Source organism: Enterovirga sp. GCM10030262 (assembly GCF_042666435.1).
Classification (GTDB): domain Bacteria; phylum Pseudomonadota; class Alphaproteobacteria; order Sphingomonadales; family Sphingomonadaceae; genus Allosphingosinicella.
In genome coordinates, this window is sequence record NZ_JBHTDC010000001.1 from 939,605 (window position 1) to 959,393 (window position 19,789).

The 19,789-nt window shown below is 67.0% G+C and carries 20 protein-coding genes; 3 read left to right on the forward strand and 17 right to left on the reverse strand.

Annotated elements, in window-relative coordinates; all coding sequences use genetic code 11:
- The first annotated feature begins 61 nt into the window (after positions 1–61).
- A complete protein-coding gene (locus ACFQRC_RS04615) occupies positions 62–391 on the forward strand; it encodes a DUF6968 family protein (protein WP_379958261.1) in 330 nt (109 codons plus the stop codon).
- Positions 392–576: 185 nt separating this feature from the next.
- Here the strand turns inward: ACFQRC_RS04615 and ACFQRC_RS04620 are convergent, their stop codons facing one another.
- From ACFQRC_RS04620 to ACFQRC_RS04640, 5 genes are all read right to left on the reverse strand, one after another.
- Positions 577–1,020: a hypothetical protein gene (locus tag ACFQRC_RS04620; protein WP_379958263.1), complete on the reverse strand. Its 444-nt coding sequence runs from the start codon at positions 1,018–1,020 to the stop codon at positions 577–579.
- Between the two features lie 211 nt (positions 1,021–1,231).
- Positions 1,232–1,717 carry an MgtC/SapB family protein gene (locus ACFQRC_RS04625; RefSeq protein ID WP_379958266.1) on the reverse strand — a complete coding sequence of 162 codons (486 nt, stop codon included), beginning with the start codon at positions 1,715–1,717 and terminating at the stop codon, positions 1,232–1,234.
- A gap of 4 nt (positions 1,718–1,721) precedes the next feature.
- Complete coding sequence (locus tag ACFQRC_RS04630) at positions 1,722–3,173, reverse strand: dihydrolipoamide acetyltransferase family protein (RefSeq protein WP_379958269.1); 1,452 nt, start codon at positions 3,171–3,173, stop codon at positions 1,722–1,724.
- 6 nt (positions 3,174–3,179) lie between these two features.
- Complete coding sequence (locus ACFQRC_RS04635; protein ID WP_379958271.1) at positions 3,180–4,193, reverse strand: alpha-ketoacid dehydrogenase subunit beta; 1,014 nt, start codon at positions 4,191–4,193, stop codon at positions 3,180–3,182.
- Entirely contained in the window at positions 4,193–5,461 is a 1,269-nt protein-coding gene (locus tag ACFQRC_RS04640) for a 3-methyl-2-oxobutanoate dehydrogenase (2-methylpropanoyl-transferring) subunit alpha (RefSeq protein WP_379958274.1), read from the reverse strand. Before ACFQRC_RS04640 ends, ACFQRC_RS04635 begins: the two co-directional genes overlap by 1 nt.
- 274 nt (positions 5,462–5,735) lie before the next feature.
- Between ACFQRC_RS04640 and ACFQRC_RS04645 the strand changes: the two genes are divergently transcribed.
- Positions 5,736–6,239: a SixA phosphatase family protein gene (locus ACFQRC_RS04645; protein WP_379958277.1), complete on the forward strand. Its 504-nt coding sequence runs from the start codon at positions 5,736–5,738 to the stop codon at positions 6,237–6,239.
- A gap of 82 nt (positions 6,240–6,321) precedes the next feature.
- On the opposite strand, the gene ACFQRC_RS04650 is transcribed toward ACFQRC_RS04645, so the two are convergent.
- From ACFQRC_RS04650 to ACFQRC_RS04705, 12 genes are all read right to left on the reverse strand, one after another.
- Positions 6,322–6,555, reverse strand: a complete 234-nt coding sequence (locus tag ACFQRC_RS04650) for a hypothetical protein (protein WP_379958279.1) — start codon at positions 6,553–6,555, stop codon at positions 6,322–6,324.
- Positions 6,556–6,581: 26 nt separating this feature from the next.
- Entirely contained in the window at positions 6,582–6,929 is a 348-nt protein-coding gene (locus ACFQRC_RS04655; protein ID WP_379958282.1) for a PspC domain-containing protein, read from the reverse strand.
- A gap of 26 nt (positions 6,930–6,955) precedes the next feature.
- Positions 6,956–7,741, reverse strand: a complete 786-nt coding sequence (locus tag ACFQRC_RS04660; RefSeq protein ID WP_379958284.1) for a PspA/IM30 family protein — start codon at positions 7,739–7,741, stop codon at positions 6,956–6,958.
- Positions 7,734–7,895 (reverse strand): hypothetical protein, encoded by a 162-nt coding sequence (locus ACFQRC_RS04665; protein WP_379958287.1) that lies wholly within the window; start codon positions 7,893–7,895, stop codon positions 7,734–7,736. Before ACFQRC_RS04665 ends, ACFQRC_RS04660 begins: the two co-directional genes overlap by 8 nt.
- 273 nt (positions 7,896–8,168) lie before the next feature.
- Complete coding sequence (locus ACFQRC_RS04670; RefSeq protein ID WP_379958290.1) at positions 8,169–8,411, reverse strand: hypothetical protein; 243 nt, start codon at positions 8,409–8,411, stop codon at positions 8,169–8,171.
- Positions 8,412–8,485: 74 nt separating this feature from the next.
- A complete protein-coding gene (locus ACFQRC_RS04675; protein ID WP_379958293.1) occupies positions 8,486–8,743 on the reverse strand; it encodes a hypothetical protein in 258 nt (85 codons plus the stop codon).
- A gap of 213 nt (positions 8,744–8,956) precedes the next feature.
- Positions 8,957–10,552 carry an AMP-binding protein gene (locus tag ACFQRC_RS04680; RefSeq protein WP_379958295.1) on the reverse strand — a complete coding sequence of 532 codons (1,596 nt, stop codon included), beginning with the start codon at positions 10,550–10,552 and terminating at the stop codon, positions 8,957–8,959.
- A gap of 135 nt (positions 10,553–10,687) precedes the next feature.
- Positions 10,688–11,080: a RidA family protein gene (locus tag ACFQRC_RS04685; RefSeq protein WP_379958298.1), complete on the reverse strand. Its 393-nt coding sequence runs from the start codon at positions 11,078–11,080 to the stop codon at positions 10,688–10,690.
- Positions 11,077–12,243, reverse strand: a complete 1,167-nt coding sequence (locus tag ACFQRC_RS04690; RefSeq protein WP_379958301.1) for an acyl-CoA dehydrogenase family protein — start codon at positions 12,241–12,243, stop codon at positions 11,077–11,079. The genes ACFQRC_RS04685 and ACFQRC_RS04690 overlap by 4 nt, the downstream gene beginning before the upstream one ends.
- A gap of 5 nt (positions 12,244–12,248) precedes the next feature.
- Positions 12,249–13,064, reverse strand: a complete 816-nt coding sequence (locus ACFQRC_RS04695) for an enoyl-CoA hydratase family protein (RefSeq protein ID WP_379958303.1) — start codon at positions 13,062–13,064, stop codon at positions 12,249–12,251.
- The gene (locus tag ACFQRC_RS04700) at positions 13,061–13,879 is read right to left on the reverse strand and encodes an SDR family NAD(P)-dependent oxidoreductase (protein WP_379958305.1); all 819 of its coding nucleotides are present in this window, start codon (positions 13,877–13,879) and stop codon (positions 13,061–13,063) included. The genes ACFQRC_RS04695 and ACFQRC_RS04700 overlap by 4 nt, the downstream gene beginning before the upstream one ends.
- Positions 13,876–16,191, reverse strand: a complete 2,316-nt coding sequence (locus ACFQRC_RS04705) for a bifunctional salicylyl-CoA 5-hydroxylase/oxidoreductase (protein WP_379958307.1) — start codon at positions 16,189–16,191, stop codon at positions 13,876–13,878. The genes ACFQRC_RS04700 and ACFQRC_RS04705 overlap by 4 nt, the downstream gene beginning before the upstream one ends.
- A 164-nt stretch (positions 16,192–16,355) precedes the next feature.
- On the opposite strand from ACFQRC_RS04705, the gene ACFQRC_RS04710 reads away from it, so the two are divergent.
- Complete coding sequence (locus tag ACFQRC_RS04710) at positions 16,356–19,766, forward strand: FecR domain-containing protein (protein ID WP_379958309.1); 3,411 nt, start codon at positions 16,356–16,358, stop codon at positions 19,764–19,766.
- Positions 19,767–19,789 lie beyond the last annotated feature (23 nt).

Consider the following 19,789-nt stretch of genomic DNA (forward strand, 5'->3'; position numbering starts at 1 on the left):
TGCATTGACATAGCGCACATTCGGCGGCGCGCTCATAATCAGTCAGCAGGTTGCAGGAGGATTGCGTGAGCGGATTATTCGTGGAGCGCTCGTTCGAGGCTCCACATGGAAAAGTGCTGGCCCGCTTCGAACAGCCCGCCTCGCCCCCGGCGGGGAATACCGCTGTCGCTGGCGGATCATTGGGCTGGGCCAAGACCGCAGTAGAGATGCTGCGGGGATCGACAGTGTTCAAGCGCTGATGCTCGCCATGAGAACCGTTCACGCGGAACTCTCCGAAAGCCATGAATACAAGGCTGGCAAGCTCACTTACCTCGATCAGACCGACCTCGATCTGCCGCCGATGTGGGGCAGCGGATCGCTGTATGATGCAGGGCCGTCACCATCTGACTGAATGTCCGCGTCCCAGCCGTTCCAGACGCTCAACAGCTGACGTTCGATTTGGTGGAGGAGCCTGTTGCGCTGGAGCGATGTTCCGTCAGACGATGACGAACTGGATCAGAAGTTTCGAGGCAGGTTGCCGGATAGCGCCTGACACTCCGAATGTCGGCTTTCCACCGTGGGAAACGGCCATTCAGCTTATAGCTCCGGCGCATCGGATAGCCAGCCGCGACGGCGGGCGTGAATCGCGATCCAGGCAAGCAGGATCGCGCCGGCGCTGACCATGATCGGTACGGCGATACCGAAAATCTCCAGGGCGCCGCTGAAGAGGACGATCCAGCCTTCGAGCAAAAGCAAGGCGACGAGAGAGACGATGAACATGGGCGCCGCCCAGCCCTTTCGCAGCACCAGGCCGAGGCTTGCGAACAAACCGGCGAACGTGCCGATCGCGAACGCTCCGGTGATCCAGCCCGGGATCGAGGAGGCCGCCGCGCGCTCGGCTTCGGAAAGCCCCGCCATAGGATCACCGAAAACACCCACCGAACTCAGATACATCGCGACGCCGAACGCATTCCAAAGGACGGCGACCAGCCCGACGATCCGGAACCAGGGCGGTGGCGATGGGGGCAATGCAGCGGCCATGATGTTCCCTCCCTGCTGTGAGTATTAATGCTCTCCTTTGGCGTCGCAAGGCAAGCCTACATGCTGCGGCAAGGGTCCGAGTTCGACCCATTGCGCAGTCCCGCCCCCGCCAAACGGACGCTCCGGCACAGGTGCGCGAAAGCAAGCACGCGCTTCGCGCGTACCCACCCCCGGCCCCTCCCTTCCAGGGAGGGGAGAGCAAAGAGAGCGCTTATTCTTCGGGCGCGTGGAGGGTCTTGTCGCCCGCGATCTCGGCCTCCCTTTCGGGGTCCTTGAGCGGCGAGAGCAGCCACAAGGTGACCACCGTCACGAGCGAGAGCATCACGGCGACATCGTAGCTGCCGAGCCCCGCCGCTACCCCGATCGCGCCGGTGACCCAGAGGCTGGCGGCCGTCGCGGTGCCCTTGACCGAATCCTGGAGGCGGAGGATGGCGCCGCCGCCGATGAAGCCCATGCCGGTGATGAGGCCCTCGATGATCCGCGCCATCGCCTCAGGGCTGGACGCGGTGAGGGATTCGGCCGCCTGGATGAAGCCGCAGGTCGCCACGGCGACCAGCGGGAAGGTGCGCAGCCCCGCGCTCCTTTCCTCCTGCTCGCGGTTCCAGCCGATCGGAAAAGCGAGCGCGTAAGCGATGGCAAGCGCGGCCAGGTGCGGCAGGATATTGAAATTGTCCGACCCCAGGAGCTGCTCGATCATTCCCTCAGCTCAGCGACAGCAGCTTCAGCGGGCTTTCCAGCAGCTTCTTCAAGGCCTGGATGAAGCTCGCCGCGTCCCAGCCGTCGACGACGCGGTGGTCGCAGGACAGGCTGAGGTTCATCATCTTGCGGATTTCGAGATCGCCGTCGATCACGACCGGCATTTCCTTGACCTTGTTGACGGCGATGATCGCGACTTCCGGGCGGTTGATGACCGGGGTGGAGACGAGACCGCCCATCGGGCCGAGGCTGGAGATGGTGATGGTCGAGCCGGAAAGCTCCTCGCGCGTCGCCTTGCCGGCGCGGGTGGCCTCGGCGAGGCGGGCGATTTCGCGCGCCAGATCCCAGACGGTCCGGTCCTGCGAGTCGCGGATGACGGCGACGGAGAGGCCGTTGTCGGTCTGCGTCGCCATGCCCATGTGGACGGCGCCCGAGCGGTTGATGACGTTCGCCTCGTCGTCATAGCGCGCGTTGAGCATCGGGAAGTCCGGCAGCGTCCGGCACATGCCCGTGATGAGGAAGGGCAGCAAAGTAAGCTTGGGGTTCGAGCCGCGATCCGCGTTCATCATCGCGCGGGTCTGCTCCAGCGCGGTGACATTGACTTCGTCGACATAGGTGAAATGCGGGATGTGGCGCTTGGCCGCCTGCATATTCTCGGCGATCTTGCGGCGCAGGCCGACGACCTTGATGGCTTCGTCCTGGCGGCGGACGGCGCCCGCGCGGGAGACGGAGCCCCCGTTGTAGAGCAAATAGGAATCGAGGTCGGCGTGGCGGATGCGGTCGCCGGCGGCGTGCACCTGCCCCAAGTCGATGCCGAGGTCGCGGGCGCGCTGGCGGACGGCGGGGGACGCGAGGACGTGCCTCTTTCCCGCTCCGTTCGTGTCGAGCGAAGTCGAGACATCCTGTCGATGGGAGCCGAGACCTTCACCGCTTCCCGCCCTCGTCTGCGCTCGGGGGGGTGTCTCGACTTCGCTCGACACGAACGGATCTTCGTTTCTACGCTCTTCGTCCCGCCTCTCGCTTTGGCGGCGGTCGGGTTCGCCGCGGTTCGTCTCCCGCCGCTCCCCTTGACGGCGGTCGTCGCCGCGCCGCTCGTCGCCCTCGCGATAGGCGATCTCGGTGGTCGGGACGGCTTCTTCCAGCCCTTCGGTCGTATCGACCAGGCCGTCGGCGAGCGGAGCTTCTTCGCCCGTCTCCGCCGCCGCGGCGCTGTCGGCGTCGGTCTCGAACTCGACCAGCACCGCGCCGATCGCGATCTGGTCGCCGACCTCGCCCGCGATCCGCACCACCGTGCCGGCGACGGGAGACTCCATCTCCACCGTCGCCTTGTCGGTCATCATGTCGGCGAGCTGCTGGTCTTCCTCGACCCTGTCGCCGACCTTGACGTGCAAGGCGACGATCTCGGCCTCGGCGATGCCTTCGCCGATATCGGGAAGCTTGAATTCGAAGCGGGCCATGGCCGATCAGTCCTCCAATGCTTTCTTGAGCGCCAGCCCCAGGCGGACCGGCCCCGGAAAATAGGCCCATTCGAGCGAATGCGGATAGGGGGTGTCGAAGCCGGTGACGCGCTGCACCGGGGCTTCGAGATGGTAGAAGCAGCGCTCCTGGACCAGCGCGGAGAGCTCGGCCCCGAAGCCGGCGGTGCGGGTCGCTTCGTGGAAGACGACGCAGCGCCCCGTCTTCTTCACGCTTGCCTCGACCGTCTCGATGTCGACGGGGACGATGGTGCGAAGGTCGATCACCTCGGCGTCGATGCCCTCCGCCTCGGCGGTAGCGAGCGCGACATGCACCATCGTGCCGTAAGCGAGAATGGTGACGTCGCCGCCCTCGCGCACGACCGCCGCCTTGCCGAGAGGGACGGTGTAATGACCCTCGGGCACTTCGGCCGCCGGGTGCTTCGCCCAGGGCGTGACGGGGCGCTCATAATAGCCGTCGAACGGGCCGTTATAGATGCGCTTGGGCTCGAAGAAGATGACCGGGTCCGGATCCTCGATCGCGGCGATGAGCAGGCCCTTGGCGTCATAGGGGTTGGACGGGATGACCGTCTTGATGCCGCAGATATGGGCGAACAGGGCCTCGGGGCTCTGGCTGTGGGTCTGGCCGCCGAAGATGCCGCCGCCATAAGGCGAGCGCACGACGATCGGCAAAGTCCATTCGCCGGCCGTGCGGTAGCGCATCCGCCCGGCTTCGGAGACGATCTGGTCGAAAGCGGGATAGATGTAATCGGCGAACTGAATTTCGGCGATGGGCCTCAAACCATAAGCGGCCATGCCGATGGCGACGCCCATGATGCCGCCCTCGGCGATCGGGGTGTCGAACACGCGGGCCCGGCCATATTTCTTCTGGAGATGGGCGGTGGCGCGGAAGACGCCGCCGAAATAGCCGACGTCCTCGCCCATCACCACGGTGTCGGGATCGCGCTCCATCATCACGTCGTGGGCGCTGTTGATCGCCTCGATCATGTTCATCACGGGCATTACTTCTTCGCCTCCGCCTCGGCGAGCGCCTGGTCGCGCTGCTCCCTGAGGTGCCAAGGCATTTCCTCGAACACATCGTCGAACATGGACGCGATGTCCTGCGCGGCGGCATTGCCCAATGTGCCGAGCTTCTCGGCCTCCTTCTGCGCGGCGCGCACCTCGGCGCCCAATTCGGCGAGCAATTGCTCGTGACGCTCGTCATCCCATTCGCCGAGGCCGATCAGGTGGCGCTTCAGCCGCTCCAGCGGGTCACCCAACGGCCAGGCCGCGCCGGCATTTTGCGGGCGATAGGCCGACGGGTCGTCCGAGGTCGAATGGCCTTCGACGCGGTAGGTGAAGAGCTCGATCAGGGTTGGGCCGAGATTGGAGCGGGCGCGGTCGGCGGCCCAGCGCGTCGCGGCATAGACGGCGAGCGGATCGTTGCCATCGACGCGGAGGCCCGGAATGCCATAGCCGATCGCGCGGGCGGCGAAGGTGGTGAGCTCGGCGCCGGCGATGCCGGAGAAAGTCGAGATCGCCCATTGGTTGTTGACGACGTTGAGGACGACCGGCGCGCGATAGACGGCGGCGAAGGTGACGGCGTTGTGGAAGTCGCCTTCGGCCGTCGCTCCGTCGCCGATCCAGCCGGCGGCGATGCGGCTGTCGCCCTTGATCGCCGACGCCATCGCCCAGCCGACGGCCTGCGGATATTGGGTGCCGAGATTGCCCGAGATCGAGAAGAAGCCGTGGTCGCGGTCCGAATACATTATGGGGAGCTGGCGGCCCTTCAGCTTGTCGCCGCTGTTGGAATAGACCTGGCACATCATCTCGGTCAGCGGATAATCGCGCGCCACCAGCAGGCCCTGCTGGCGGTAGGTCGGGAAGCACATGTCGTCGCGGTCGAGCGCATGGGCGGCGGCGACGGCCACCGCCTCCTCGCCGGTGGATTTCATGTAGAAGCTAGTCTTGCCCTGGCGCTGGGCGCGGTACATGCGGTCGTCGTAGACGCGGACCATCGCCATGTCGCGCAGCATCCGGCGCAGGGTGTCGGCATCGAGGCGCGGATCCCAGGGGCCGACAGCCTTGCCGTCGTCGTCGAGGACGCGGACCAGGGAATAAGCGAGATCGCGCATGTCGGCCGGCGCCGTCGAGACATCCGGGCGCGGCACCGAGCCGGCGGCGGGGATGGCGACATGGCTGAAATCCACCGCGTCGCCGGGCCGCGCGTCGGGCTCGGGGACATGGAGGGCGAGCGCCGGACGGTTGCGACGCTCCTCTGATTCTAGCATCCCTGGCACCCTGTCCTTCTCGCGCGGACGCCCGTTCCCCAAGCCCGCATAGCCTTGATGTGAAGGACCATGCCGGAAAAGGCGGGTCCCGTCGACGGCCGCCCTCTAACCAATTTTTCCGGGCGATGCACCCTTTGTGACGAGCGGTTGCCCCGGAACCGGATTTGCGCGACGAAGCCGGTTGTTCCCCGGCGAAAGCCGGGGTCCAACAGCGGAGTCAGAACTGGACCCCGGCCTTCGCCGGGGAACAATATCCGCAGCAGGAGCTTCGCCGATGACCTTCGCTCGATCCGCCCTCGCCGCCTTACTCCTCCTGGCCCTGGCGGCCTGCGCCTATATGGCGCCGATCCAGGCCCCTTCCACTTATTATGTGGTGCGCCATCTTCACACGCCCGAAGGCGCCGCCGATCCGGATTTGACCGAGGAAGGGCAAAGGCATGCGCAATTGCTTGCCGACTGGTTCGAGGGGCAGGAGGCGCCGGCGACGATCTTCGTCAGCACCACCAGGCGCGCCCAGCAGACCGCCGCGCCGCTGGCGGCGAAGCTCGGGATCACGCCCCGGCTCTACGACCCGCGCGACACGCCGGGTCTCATCGCCGAAGTGATGAAGGAGCCGCCGCCGGTGCTGATCGTCGGCCACAGCAACACCGTGCCGGAGATCGTCGCGGCGCTGGGCGGCGAGCGGCCGGGGCCGCTGGTCCATGAGGATTTCGGCGACGTGTGGAAGATTTCGGGTTCGCGGCGGACGACGACGCGGAGCAAGCTGGGGACGCCGTAAGACGGGGGCGCTTGTTCCCCGGCGCAGGACTGGGTCCGGCTTCGACCGCCGGACTGGACCCCGGCTTTCGCCGGGGAACAGGTCACAGGTCGACGCAGGCGGCGATCGATTCGAGCTTGCGGATGCGCTCCTTGAGGTCGGCCATCTCGATCCGCTCGAAGGCGGGGGACCGCGCCTCGGACTGGCGGTTGCCGGCCACTTCCATCCGCTTCAGATCGAGCCAGCCCTGCCAGCCCTTGAGACCGGCCAGCAGCGCGATGGACAAGGCCACCAGGCCGAAGCTCGCCAGCGCGACCCATGTCAGCGGTTCGCTCATGTTCAATCCTCCCTCAGCTTGGCGCCTCAGCGCAGTTCCTCGATCTCGCGCGCCAGGCGGTCGTTGGAATTGACGACGTGGGTTTCGACCTCGGCCATGCGACGGTCGATGTCGCGCATGCTGGCGTTGAGCTCGTAAGTGGAGGTGCGCGGCAGACGGTAGCCCCGATCCAGATCGGCGCCATAAGGCCTCGGCTTGGCGAGCCAGGCGGCGACGCCATAGGCGATCAATGTCCACGGGAAGCCTCCGAGCAACGTCGCCGCCACCGCTCCGATGCGGAGCCATTTGGCGTTCCAGCCGGTATAATCGGCGATGCCGGCGAGCACGCCCATGACCATGCCGTTGCCGCGGTCGAGATAGAATTTCCTGCGCATGTCGATGTTCCTTCCTGCCCTGATGTCTAGGTCCGCGCGCCGGCGCGGGCGGCTTTCATGGATGCGAGCTCCGCCTCGACCCTCTCGGCCGTCCGCAGCTCCGCGATTTCTTCCTCCAGCCCCTTGGCCGGTGCGGCGAGGAGGCTCGCTGCGGCGCGGCCCTCGGCCATGTCGACGCGGCGCTCCAGCAGATCGAAGCGGGCGAACGCCTCCTCGACCCGGGGACCGGCGACCATCTCGCGGAGCCGGGCGCGCTGCTGGGCGCTTTCCAGCCGGGTGACGAACGACTTGCGCCGGCTTCGGGCTTCGCGCAGCCTGGCCTCGAGCCGGGCGACGTCCATGTCGGACGCCTGGAGCGTTGCGTCGAGCGCGGCGATCGCGGCGGCGAGCTGGGCGGCCGTGTCGGCGGCCTTCTGCTTCTCGGCGAGGGCGGCGCGGGCCAGATCCTCGCGGTCCTTCGACAGCGCCAGCCCGGCTTTCTCGGCCCAGCTCTCCTGGAGCATATCGAGCCGGGCGACGCGGCGGTGCATCTCCTTGCGATCGGCCACGATCCGGGCCGCCGAGGCGCGGGCCTCGATCAGCGTCTCTTCCATCTCGGCGATGACCAGGCGGATCATCTTGGCGGGGTCCTCCGCCTGGTCGAGAAGATCGGTCACGTTGGCGGCGATGATGTCGCGGGTCCGGGCGGCGATCCCGCTCCGGCGCGGGGCGGCGCGGGGCGGGCGGGGTGCGTGGCGGGGCGTCGGCCGGGGCGGAATGGGGGTCAATTCCTCCCGGCCGACGATGACCAGATCAGGCGCGGCGTCAGGCATTGGCCTGATCCGCGACCTGAGCCTGGGCATATTGAGCGGGCGCGGTCTCGACGGCGCGGGCCGGGCCGACGGCGGCGCCGACGGTGACGCTGGTGAGAATGAGAGCCGCCATCATGGCAGCGGCGCTGCGCTGGATTTTCTCGAGGTCAAACATTGACGGTCTCCTGAACCTTGGCTTTCCCCCACCGCATTCCGGCGGGATGAACACAAGATTACAAGAGCCGTGCCAAAGCAGGAGAATGGCGGAAATCCGAGGAAAATTCAGCGGAACTGGCGCAGGAGCACCTTGGCGCGCGCCAGGAGTTGGTGAAATTCCCCGGTATTTGGGACAGGGAGGGCGAGAAACCGTCATTCCAGCGAAAGTTGGAATCTCGTTTGTCCTTGAAGAAGGAGATTCCAGCTTTCGCTGGAATGACGGGACCCTCCCCTACTTTCCCCTGTTGTCCTCGATCTCGTCGTCGCCGGTCTCGCCGGCGGGCGCGTTGGCGTTTTCGCCGACCTTGTCCTCTCCGAGACGGCCGTGACCATGATAGGCCATGTCGCTCTGGCCGCCATGGCCCATATATCCGCCTTGGCTGGGCTTCCTGCCCTTGTGCGGATTGGGATAGGCGCCGCCTCCGGATTCGCCCGCGCCGCCCTCGCCATGAAGCTTGTCGTTCCTGTCGGTCATCATCGATCCTCGTGCCGTGCCGAAGGGCTCAACACTTCAGCAGGAGTCCCCGTTCCAGCCACGCGCACGAGCGCCTAGGCTTGCGCGCGACGGTCGATCCGTCGGCGCTCGTGCCCCGGCTTTCGCTTTGGCGCGGTGGCGTCGAGGATCTTGGCGCCGGCCATGAACACCGCGCCGGTGCAGGCCGCGAAGAAGACCCAGCCGAGGAAGCCGGGATAGACCTCCATATAATGGTAGCCGCGGCTAACGGCGCCGACGGCGATCGCGTAGATGACGGCGAAGGCCTCGAACCGGGTCTTGATGACGAACAAACGGGCCAGTTTCTTGAGCATCGTCGCCAAACCTCGCAAGAAGCGGGCCAGCGGCGGAAACACGGGCCTCGCGAGGGTCAAACGTTAAGAGTTTGTAAACCGTTCCGACGCCGGAGCGACTTTCGTGGTTAACGGGAGGGTCAATCGCACTGTCCGTCATTGCGAGCGAAGCGAAGCAATCCGGTGGGCGAGGATGGATTGCCGCGTCGCTACGCTCCTCGCAATGACGGAAGGCTATGTTTCTCGCAGCGCGTAGCGCTGGAGCTTGCCGGTGGTGGTCTTGGGGAGGGCGTCGGCGAACTCGACCTCGCGCGGATATTTATAGGGGGCGATGGCGGCCTTGACGTGGGCTTGCAGTTCGGCCGCCAGCGCCTCGCCCGGCGCATGGCCGGGGGCGGGGACGACGAAGGCCTTCACCTTCTGGCCCCGCTCCTCGCAGGGGACGCCGATCACCGCGCATTCCTGGACCGCCGGATGGGAGAGGAGCGCATTCTCCACCTCGGGCGCGGCGATGTTGTAGCCGGACGAGATGATCATGTCGTCGGAGCGGGCGAGGTACCAGAAATAGCCGTCTTCGTCCTGGCGGTAGGTGTCGCCGGTCACGTTCCAGCCGTTCACCACATAATCGGCCTGGCGCGGGTCGTCGAAATAGCGGCAGCCGGTGGGGCCCTTGACGGCGAGACGGCCGGTGCCCGTCGCCAGAGGGCGGTCGTCATCGTCCAGGACGGTAGCGGCATAGCCGGGAACGGCGCGGCCGGTGGCGCCGGGGCGGATGGCCTCGCCACTCGCGGAGATGAAGATGTGCATCATCTCGGTCGCGCCGATGCCGTCGACGATGGCGAGGCCGATCGCCTCCTTCCAGGCGCGCCAGGTAGCGGCGGGGAGATGCTCGCCGGCGGAGACGCAGGTGTGGAGGCTATTCCCCGGGGAACGCTCTCTCATCAGCCCCAATATCGCCTTGTAGGCGGTGGGGGCGGTGGCGAGGGTGGTGATCTTGTGACGCTCGATCGCGTCGAGCAGAGCGGCGGGGCTGGGCGCCTCGATGGTCACGGCGGTGCCGCCGGAGCGGAAGGGGAAGATAAGGAGCTGCCCGAGGCCGAAGGTGAAGGCGATCGGCGCGGAGCAGGCCCAGCGGTCGCCGGGCTTCGGCTTCAATATATTGGCGGCAAAGGCGTCGGCGCAGGCGAGGATGTCGCGGTGATAGTGGACGCATCCCTTGGGCTTCCCCGTGGTGCCGGAGGTGAAGGCGATAAGGGCGGGATCGTCCCGGCGGGTGTCGACGGGCGTGAAGCCGGGGGCGACCTGCTTGAGCCGCGCCTCCAGCGCGCCGGCACCGCTGTCGCCGACATAGGTCAGGAGCGAGCGGACGAGGCCGGTCTTCTCGGCGGCGGGGGTGTAGTCCTCCAGGCAGCGCGCGTCGACGATGGCGTGGCTGATTTGGGCGCGTTCCAGGATCGTCGCGATCTCGCCGGAACGGAGGATGGGCATGGTGGCGACGACCACGCCGCCGGCCTTCAAGATGCCGAGCCAGCAGGCGAACAACATGGCGTTGTTGGGCCCGCGCAGGAAGACTCGGTTGCCGGGGACGAGCCCCTCCTCCTCGACCAGCAGCCGGGCGATGCGGTCGGAGAGATCGCGCATGTCGCCGTAGGTCCAGGCTCCCGCGTCGTTTAGGACGGCAAGGGCGGCGGAGTTCGCCTTGTCGATGAGTTCGACGGCGGCGTTGAGGCGCTCCGGGTAGCGGAGTTCGGGGAGATCGAAGAGGAATTCCGGCTGCGCCCCCTGGGGCGGGAGGCGGTCGCGGACGAAGGTGTCGTGTTCGATGGTCATGCCTCTTTCCCCCCGCTCATCCTGAGGAGCCATTGAGCCTGTCGAAATGGCATCTCGAAGGACGTGCTTCGAGACGGGACGTCGGCAAGCTCAGCCGCTCCTCAGCATGAGCGGATTTGGGCAGATTCGGTAATGTCATTCCGGCACCACAGCCGTCGTTTCGATCTCGATGAGGGCATCGCGCTCGATCAGCCCGGCGACCTGGACGACGGCCATGGTCGGATAATGGCGGCCCATCAGCTCGCGGTAGACGGCGCCGATGTCGGCGAGGGCGGCGGCATAGGCGTCGCGGTCGGTGATGTACCAGGTCATGCGCACGACATGCTCGGGGCCGGCGCCGTCTTCGGCGAGGATGGCGAGCGTGTTGCTCAGCACCTGGCGGAACTGGCCGGGAATATCCCTGGCCACGAACCGCTCGGTCTCGTCCCAGCCGATGACTCCGGCGGTGAACACCATGCGGCCGCGCGCGGAAATGCCGTTGCTGTAGCCCTTCGGCCGGGGCCAACCGGGCGGGAGAAGGGTCTTCATGATCGGTAGCCTTTGAGATGGTGGCGGGCGATGACGATCTTCTGCACCTCCGACGCGCCCTCATAGATGCGGAGCGCGCGGATCTCGCGATAGAGGCGCTCGACCGGCACGCCGACGGTAACGCCGAGGCCGCCGAACAGCTGCACCGCCTTGTCGATGACGCTCTGCGCGCTGTCGGTGGCGTGGAGCTTGGCGAGCGCCGCCTCGCGGCTGTTGCGCGCGCCCTTCACGTCGCGGAGCCAGGCGGCGCGGTAGATGAGCAAGGCCGAGGTGTCGATGTCGAGCACCATCTCGGCAAGCTTCGACTGGGTGATCGGATTGTCGGCGAGCGTGCCGTGGCCGAGGCGGCGGGTGAGGGCGCGCTTCGTGGCCTCGTCGAGGGCGCGGCGGGCGAAGCCCAAGGCGGCGGCGCCGACGGTGGTACGGAAGACGTCGAGCGTCGCCATCGCCTGCGCGAAGCCCTGCCCCCGCGCGCCGAGCAGGGCCGAGGCGGGGAGCGTCATGTCCGAGAAGCGGAGCGTGGCGAGCGGGTGCGGGGCGATGACCTGGATGCGCTCGCTGTCGTCGAGGCCTTCCGTCCCGGCGTCGACGATGAACGCGGAAAGGCCCTTCGCGCCCGGCGCCTCGCCGGTGCGGGCGAAGAGGACGTAGAAATCGGCGATGCCGCCGTTAGAGATATAGGTTTTGGCGCCGGTGACGACGTAGCCGCCGTCCGCCTCATCGACGGCAGTTTCTATGGAGGCGACATCCGAGCCCGAACCGGGCTCGGTGAGGGCGAAAGCGGCGATCTTGTCGCCGCGCGCGACGGCGGGAAGATAGGCTTGCTTCTGCGTCTCGGTGCCGAACAGGGTGATGGCGCCCGAGCCGAGCCCCTGCATAGCGAAGGCGAAATCGGCCAGGCCGGAGTGCCGGGCCAGCGTCTCGCGGATGAGGGCGAGCGAGCGCACATCGAGTCTGTCGTGGACGCCGCCATGGGCTGCGGGGACGCAGTAGCGCAGCCACCCGCCTTCCCCCAGCTTGCGCACCAGCGTGCGGCAGGCGGTATCGGTGTCGTCTTCCTCGTCGTCCGACAGATGCTGTCTGCACCACGCCTCCAACTCCTCGGCCAGACGCCGGTGACCGTCTTCGAAAAAAGGCCAGTCGAGGAAGGAGCGGTCAGCCATCGCGCTCAGTCACCCTTGAATTCCGGCGTCTTCCTGGCCGCGAAGGCTTCGAAGGCGCGGCGGAAGTCGTTGGTGGCCATGCAGATGGCCTGGGCCTGGGCTTCCATCTCGATCGCCGTCTCTAGGCTCACCGCCCATTCGGAGTTGAGCTGGGTCTTGGTGATGCCGTGGGCGAAAGTGGGGCCGCGGGCCAGGCCGCGGGCCAAGGTCCGGGCTTCGTCCAACAGGCTTCCTTGTTCAACCAGGCGGTTGTGGAAGCCCCAGCGTTCGCCTTCCTCGGCGCTCATCACACGGCCGGTGAAGAGCAACTCCGATGCCCTCCCCTGGCCGATAAGGCGCGGCAGGATGGCGCAGGCGCCCATGTCGCAGCCGGCGAGGCCGACGCGGGTGAACAGGAAGGCGGTCTTGGTCTCCGGCGTGGCGAGGCGGATGTCGGAAGCCATGGCAAGGATCGCGCCGGCGCCGACGCAGACGCCGTCCAATGCGGCGACGATCGGCTGCGGGCAGGCGCGCATCGCTTTCACCAGATCGCCGGTCATGCGGGTGAAGCGGAGCAGGCCCGGCATCTCCATTTCAGTCAGCGGGCCGATGATCTCGTGGACGTCGCCGCCGGAGCTGAAATTGCCGCCGGCGCCGGTCACGACCACCGTCTTCACCTCGGGCGTGTAGACGAGTGCGCGGAACGCGTCGCGCAGCTCGGCATAGCTTTCGAAGGTGAGCGGGTTCTTGCGCTCCGGGCGGTTCAAGGTGACGGTCGCGACGCCATCGGAAAAATCCCAGCGGAAATGGCCGGGGGCGAAGGTTTCGGGATCCAGCTTCATATCTCTCCACCCGCGACGGCGATCGCCTGGCCGGTGATCGTCCGGCTCTCGGCAAGGCAAAGCCACAGCACCGCATTGGCGACCTCGACCGGATCGACGAGCCGGCCCTGCGGGTTGAACTTCGCCAGCGTCGCGCGCGCCGCCATCTCGTCGCGCCCGGTCTTCTCGCGCAGCTTGGCGACGGCGTCGGCGATGATCGCCGTGTCGGTGAAGCCGGGGCAGACGGCGTTGACCGTGACATTCGTCTTCGCCAGCTCCGCCGCCAGCGCGCGGGTGAGGCCCACGGCGCCATGCTTGGCCGCGACATAGGGTGCGGAATAGGCATAGCCCTTGACGCCCGCGGTCGAGGCGATGGTGACGATGCGGCCCGCTCCGGCTTCCAGCAGGTCGGGCAAGGCCGCCTGGCAGCATAATAGCAAGGCGTCGAGGTTGACCGCCATAGTGCGTCGCCAAAGGTCCTCGGTAACCTTGGCGAAGGGCGCGGATTCGACGGCACCGGCATTGTTGACGAGGATGGTGATGGGTCCTTGCGCGGCGCGGCCTGCGGCGAAGGCGGCTTCGACCTGGGCGCGGTCGGTGACGTCGGCGGGGACGACGGCAATGTTCGCCGGCGCAAGCCCGGGTCCAGATACGGACTCGGCCTGGGCCCCGGCTTTCGCCGGGGAGCCGAGCTGCGTTGCCACCTCCTCAAGCGGCTCGCGCCTGCGCCCTACCAAAGTCAGCTTCGCCCCCTCCCCCGCCAGCGCGCGGGCGATGGCGGCGCCGATGCCGGTGCCGCCGCCGGTGACGAGGGCGTGGTGGCCTTGCAGTCTCACGCCTTCAGCTCCGCTTCGCGCGCCATGTTGCGGGCGAGCTGGCTCATGCCGCCGAGATAGGGCGGCGGGACGTGGACGCCGCGATAATCCTGTTGGGCGGCTGCGCGCAAAGTCCACATCGGATCGACGAGGTGCGGGCGCGCCAGCGCAACCAAATCGGCGCGGCCAGCGGCGAGGATAGAGTTTACGTGGTCGGTCTCGTAGATGTTGCCGACCGCCATCGTCGACACGCGGGCTTCGTTGCGGATCTGGTCGGCGAAGGGGGTCTGGAACATGCGGCCGTAGATGGGCTTGCACTCCGCCCAGGTCTGGCCGGCGGAGACGTCGATGAGATCGGCGCCTTCTTCCCAGAAGGCGCGGGCGATCTCCACCGCCTCGTCGGGGGTGACACCCAGTTCGCCCATCCAGTCGTTCGCGGAGATGCGAACCGACATCGGCTTGTCCGCCGGCCAGGCGGCGCGCATCGCGCGGAACACTTCGAGCGGGAAGCGGAGACGGTTTTCGAGGCTGCCGCCATATTCGTCGGTACGCTTGTTGTGGAGCGGCGTGATGAAACTCGACAGGAGATAGCCGTGGGCGGCATGGAGCTCGACCATGTCGAAGCCGGCCTCCAGCCCCATCTCCACCGCGGCCACGAACTGGTCCCGCACCGCGTCCATGTCAGCGCGCGTCATGGGGATCGGTATCTGGTTGTCGGGGCTCCAGGGAACGTCGGAGGCGGCCATGACGGGCCAGTTGCCGCTCTCCAGCGGCACGTCATAGCCTTCCCAGCCGACCTTCGTTGAACCTTTCGGTCCGCTATGGCCGAGCTGGAGGCAGCATTTCGCCTTGCCGTGGCCGTGGACGAAATCGACGATGCGCTTCCACGCCGCGACATGCTCCGGCGCGTACATTCCGGTGCAGCCAGGCGTGATGCGGCCCTCGGGCGAGACGCAGGTCATCTCGGTATAGACAAGCCCCGCCCCGCCCTGGGCCCGAGTGCCGTAGTGGACCAGGTGGAAATCGTTCGGAACGCCGTCTTGCGCCGAATACATCGCCATCGGCGACACGACGACGCGGTTGGAAAGCTCCATCTCGCGCAGGCGGTAGGGCGCGAACATCGGCGGGGCGGGGTCGTTGACGGGGGTGCCGACCGCCATGGACTGGAACCAGCGCTCGACGCCTTCGAGCCATGGCTTGTCGCGCAGGCGCAGATTCTCGTGGCTGACGCGCTGGGAGCGGGTGAGCAGCGAATAAGCGAACTGGATCGGCTCGAAATGGAGGTAACGGCCCAAGGTCTCGAACCATTCGGTCGAATTGCGCGCCGAATTCTGGAGCTTCAGCACCTCCAGATTCCGCTCGGCCTGATATTCCTCCAGCGCCTTGTCGCGTGAGAGGCCCGGGCGGTTCAGCACCTCGGCGAGCTTGATCGCATCCTCCAGCGCGAGCTTGGTGCCCGAGCCGATCGAGAAATGGGCGGTGTGGGCGGCGTCGCCGAGCAGGATGAGGTTCCGGTAGGACCAGCTATCGCAGATGATGCGGCGGAACTGGAGCCATGCTTCGGGGCCCTTCAAATGGGCCGCGTTGGACATGAGGCTGTGGCCGTCCAGATATTGGGCGAAGATGCGCTCGCACAATGCGATCGCCTCCGGCTGGTCCATCCGATCCAGCCCGAGCTTCTCCCACGTCTCCGGATCCATCTCGACGATGAAGGTCGAGAGACCCGCCTGCCCCGGACCCGATCCGGGGTCGTCGAAGCGGTAGGCGTGGGCCCATATCCAGCCGGCCTCGGTTTCCTCGAAGGCGAAGGTGAAGGCGTCGAACACCTTGTTCGTGCCGAACCAGAAGAACTTGTTGCGCCGCGTCTGGATATCGACGCCGAAATGCTCTTCGTAGCGGGTGCGGATGCGGCTGTTGGCGCCGTCGGCGGCGATGACGAGGTCGTAGCCCTTCCAATCATCAAGGTCTGCGCTCGCCTCATGCTCGAAATGAAGGTTCACGCCTAGCTCGCGGGCGCGCTCTTGCAGGATGTTCAGCAGGCGCTTGCGGCCGATGCCGATGAAGCCGTGGCCCGACGAACGAATGCACTCCCCATGGATATGGACGTCGATATCGTCCCAATGGGCGAACTCGTCGCGGATCGTGGCGCCGCTCGCCGGGTCGTTCGCCATCAGATTCTCGACCGTCTGATCGGAGAATACCACGCCCCAGCCGAACGTGTCGTCTGCCCGGTTGCGCTCGAACAGGTCGACCTCGTGCGAGGGGTCCCGCAGCTTCATCGAAATGGCGAAATAAAGCCCGGCCGGTCCCCCGCCCAGGCACGCGATGCGCATCCGTGTCTCCCGCCTTTGGCTTCGACCTAAAAGCCCAGCGGCGGGGACGCAAGGGCGGCTTCGTCGCGCGGGTCGCCTGCCTCGTCAGAAAAACCTTTGCCTCTCCGATGCGACAGTCCATGCTTCGGACAGGTCGCAGGCTCGTCGGGGGGCGGGACATTGATATGAAGAGCGGGTTGAAAGCCGGCGTCGCCTTGGCCGCCATGATCGCCGGTGTCGCCGCGGAGGGCGCGCCGGTTCAGCGCGCCGCGCCGGTTTCGGGCAGGATCGTCGCCACCAAGGCCGGGGAAACGGCGGTGCTGGTGCCGGAGAATCGCGCCCGTCGCGCGGAGGCGAGGCAGGACCTCAAGGCCGGCGACGTGCTCAGGACCAATGCGGGCGGCACGCTCGCGATCGTCTTCGCCGACCAGACGCAGATCCGGCTTGGCCGCAACGCGGTGCTGGTCGTGAAGCAGGTGACCCGCGGCTCGCCGTCCTCGCTCCAATTGCAGCGCGGATCGATGTGGGCGCGGAGCCCGCGCGGGCGCTCCAACCTGTCGGTCGAGACGCCGTCGGCGACGGCGGCGATCCGCGGCACCGAATGGTCGCTCACCGCCGACGATGACAGTAGCTCGCTCAGCGTCTTTTCCGGCGAGGTCGAATTCATGAACCCGCAAGGGAGCCTGTCGGTCACGGGCGGTCAGGCGGCGCGGGCGCTGATCGGGCAGGCGCCGACCCGCGTCGTGCTCGTCAACCCGTCGGGCCGCGAGCAGATGCTCTATTTCGTGACGCTGGAGGATGGGCTCAATCTCTTCGGCGCCGTCACTCCCGCATTGTCGGACGCGCACCAGGCAGCGCTTGCCGGCCGGTGGGACGAGGCGGAAGAGCTTTATGCGTCGATCGCCGCTAGGTCGGACGGCCGCGCGAAGGCGATCGCCGACCATGGCCGCCACATCGCGGCGATGCAGCTCGGGCGCGCCGGGACGCCGCCCGCGCTCGATCCCGCCGAACCGGCATCCTATGTCGGCGGCGCCTTTCTCGCCACCTATGTCGGCGACCTCGACGGCGCGCTCGGGATTATCGACGAGGGCCTCTCCCGCCATCCCGGAGAGGCGGGACTCTACGAGCTGAAGGCGCGGGTGGCGCTGCTGCGCGGCGACGGAGCGATGGCGAGCGCGGCCGTGGCCGAAGCGCTGGCGCGCGACCCCGAGGACGCGGCCGCGCTCGCCCTGCGCGCCGAGATCAAGGCGGATTATCTGGGCCAGCCTTATTCCGCCCTGGACGACGCCGAGCAGGCGGTGCGGATCGATCCGACCCGGGGCGAATCCTTCGAGACTCTGAGCGCCATACGCCTGGAGCGAAACGCCGACCGCGAGGCGGCGCGGGCGTTGCGCCAAGCGATCGAGCGGGAGCCGCGCAAGGCCGCGCTTCGCGCCCATCACGCCGCCGCCCTCCTCCTCCAGAACCGGGTCGAGGCGGCCAAGCGCGAGATCGATCTCGCGCTGGAGATCGATCCTTCGCTCTCCATCGCGCGCACCGTGCTCGCGCAATATTATGTGCAGACCGGCCAGCCGGACAAGGCGCTGGAGGAAGTGCTCGCCGCGTCGGCCGACAACCCGTCTTACTCGCGCGCCCTCATCAAGCTGGCCGAGGTCTATTACCGCCAGGGCGACAGGGCGGCGGCCGAGCAGCAGCTCGATGCCGCCGACCGGCTCGACCCGAACAGTCCGCTGGTGCCGCTCGCCCGCGCCGCCATCGCGCTCCATTCCTATGCCGCCGCCGACGCCATCCGCGCCGCGCGCGAGGCGCTGCGCCGGTTCCAGGCGCGCGGCGGCGTCTATTCGAACCTGTCGGAGAACCGCACGACGGGAAGCTACGTCTCCCAGTCGTTCCGGTTCCTCGATCTGGAGGGTTGGGGCCGCTATTATGGCGACCGGGTGTTCGACGCCTTCACCCCTTCCTCTTATTTCGACCAGGCGCTCAACCAGACCGCCTCGCCTTTCGTCACGCAGGCCGACCCGTTCGACGTGGCGGATAGCGGGCGCAGCTTCGATTCGCAGAATGCGGAGGATCTGGAGCAGATATCGAGCTATTTGCAGGGGCTGACGCTCGATCCCCTGAGCATTTCGGGCTCAGAGGTCGATCTCCAGTTCACCAACGAGAAGTTCATCGAGGCGAAGATCGGCGGATCGGGCCTGATCGCCAGCGACTTCGCGAGGCTTACCCAGAATGCCAGCGTCTATGGCCTCACCCACGCGCCGCTGCCCCTCGCCTTCAGCGTCAATGTCGAGCGCGCGGACTTCGACAACCGGCTGATCGATTTCGCCGCTTTGAAGGAGGAGAGGGTGGAGATCTATGCGGGCGCCGAAATCACGCCCTACGACCGCGTCGTCGCCTTCGTCGGCGGCGAGAGCAGTTTCAAGGATTTCCGCGGCTTCGATCCCGCGGAAGGAATCCGCGCGACGGAGAAGGAGGACATTCGCCTCAACTTCGGATTCTACACCCACGAATTCGGCGCGCGCGACGAGCTCACCATCGGCGGCGGCTTCGGCAGCCTCGACACGATCAACAATTTCGAGACGGATGAGCCCCAGGCCCGGGGCCGTACCGAGCAGCTGGCCGACATCGAAACCCTGATGGCGAGCTACGCCAGGAGCTTCGGCCGGCTCGACCTGGAAGCGGGCATCGAAACCATCGAATATGACACGATCAACCGCGAGACATTGTTCGGCGATCCGGACCAGGTGGTGGAGATCCCGGTCACGCTTACCCAGCGCCGCATCTATGTGGACGGCCGGTTCGCGCCGCGCGGACCGTTCATCGTCCAGGCACAGCTGGCCGGCGTCCGCGACGGCATTGGCATCCCCGGCTTCGGCGGCGTCCACCAGAATAATTGGGATTATCGTTTCGGAATCGCCTACGAGCCGGCAAAGGGACACTGGCTGCGCGCCGCCGCCACCCGGCGAAGCAGCAGCGCCGTGCCGCTGACCCTGGCGCCGACCACCTCGATCGGCCTTAAGGAGAATATCGCGCCGAGCCAGTTCGGTGGCCAGTTCGACACCTATATCGCCCGCTGGGACGCCGAATGGAGCGCGCGCCTGTTCACGGCGGCCGAATATCAGCATCAGAATTTCGAGAATCTGAGCTACGATTCGCCGGACCAGGCGGCGGCCATCGAGGTCGGCCGGGCGCGGGTGGACCGGGCGAGCTTCGCCGTCAATTATTGGGCCGGCGGCAATATCGGCATCAATGCAAGCTATGCCTATGCCGAAAGCGAGCAGCGCGACCCACCGCTGCGGGGCCTGCCCATCTTCTACCTCCCGACGCATGTCGCGCGCGCGGGCGTCGCTTGGACCAGCGAGGAGCGGATAGCGGCGCGGCTCAGCGGGGTCTATGTCGCCGGATCGACCGATGCGCTGGCGCGGGACGTGCCCGATTATTTCATCGCGGACGCCGAAATCGCCTGGGAGCCGTTCGGCAAGAGAACGGCGGTGAAGCTGGTCCTGTCCAATATTTTCGACGCGGAGGCGGCGAACACGGTGGGCATCCCGGGGCGGCCGCGCACCCTGTTCGCGTCGCTGAACCTGCGGTTCTGAGAGCGACGGACCGTGACCAAACA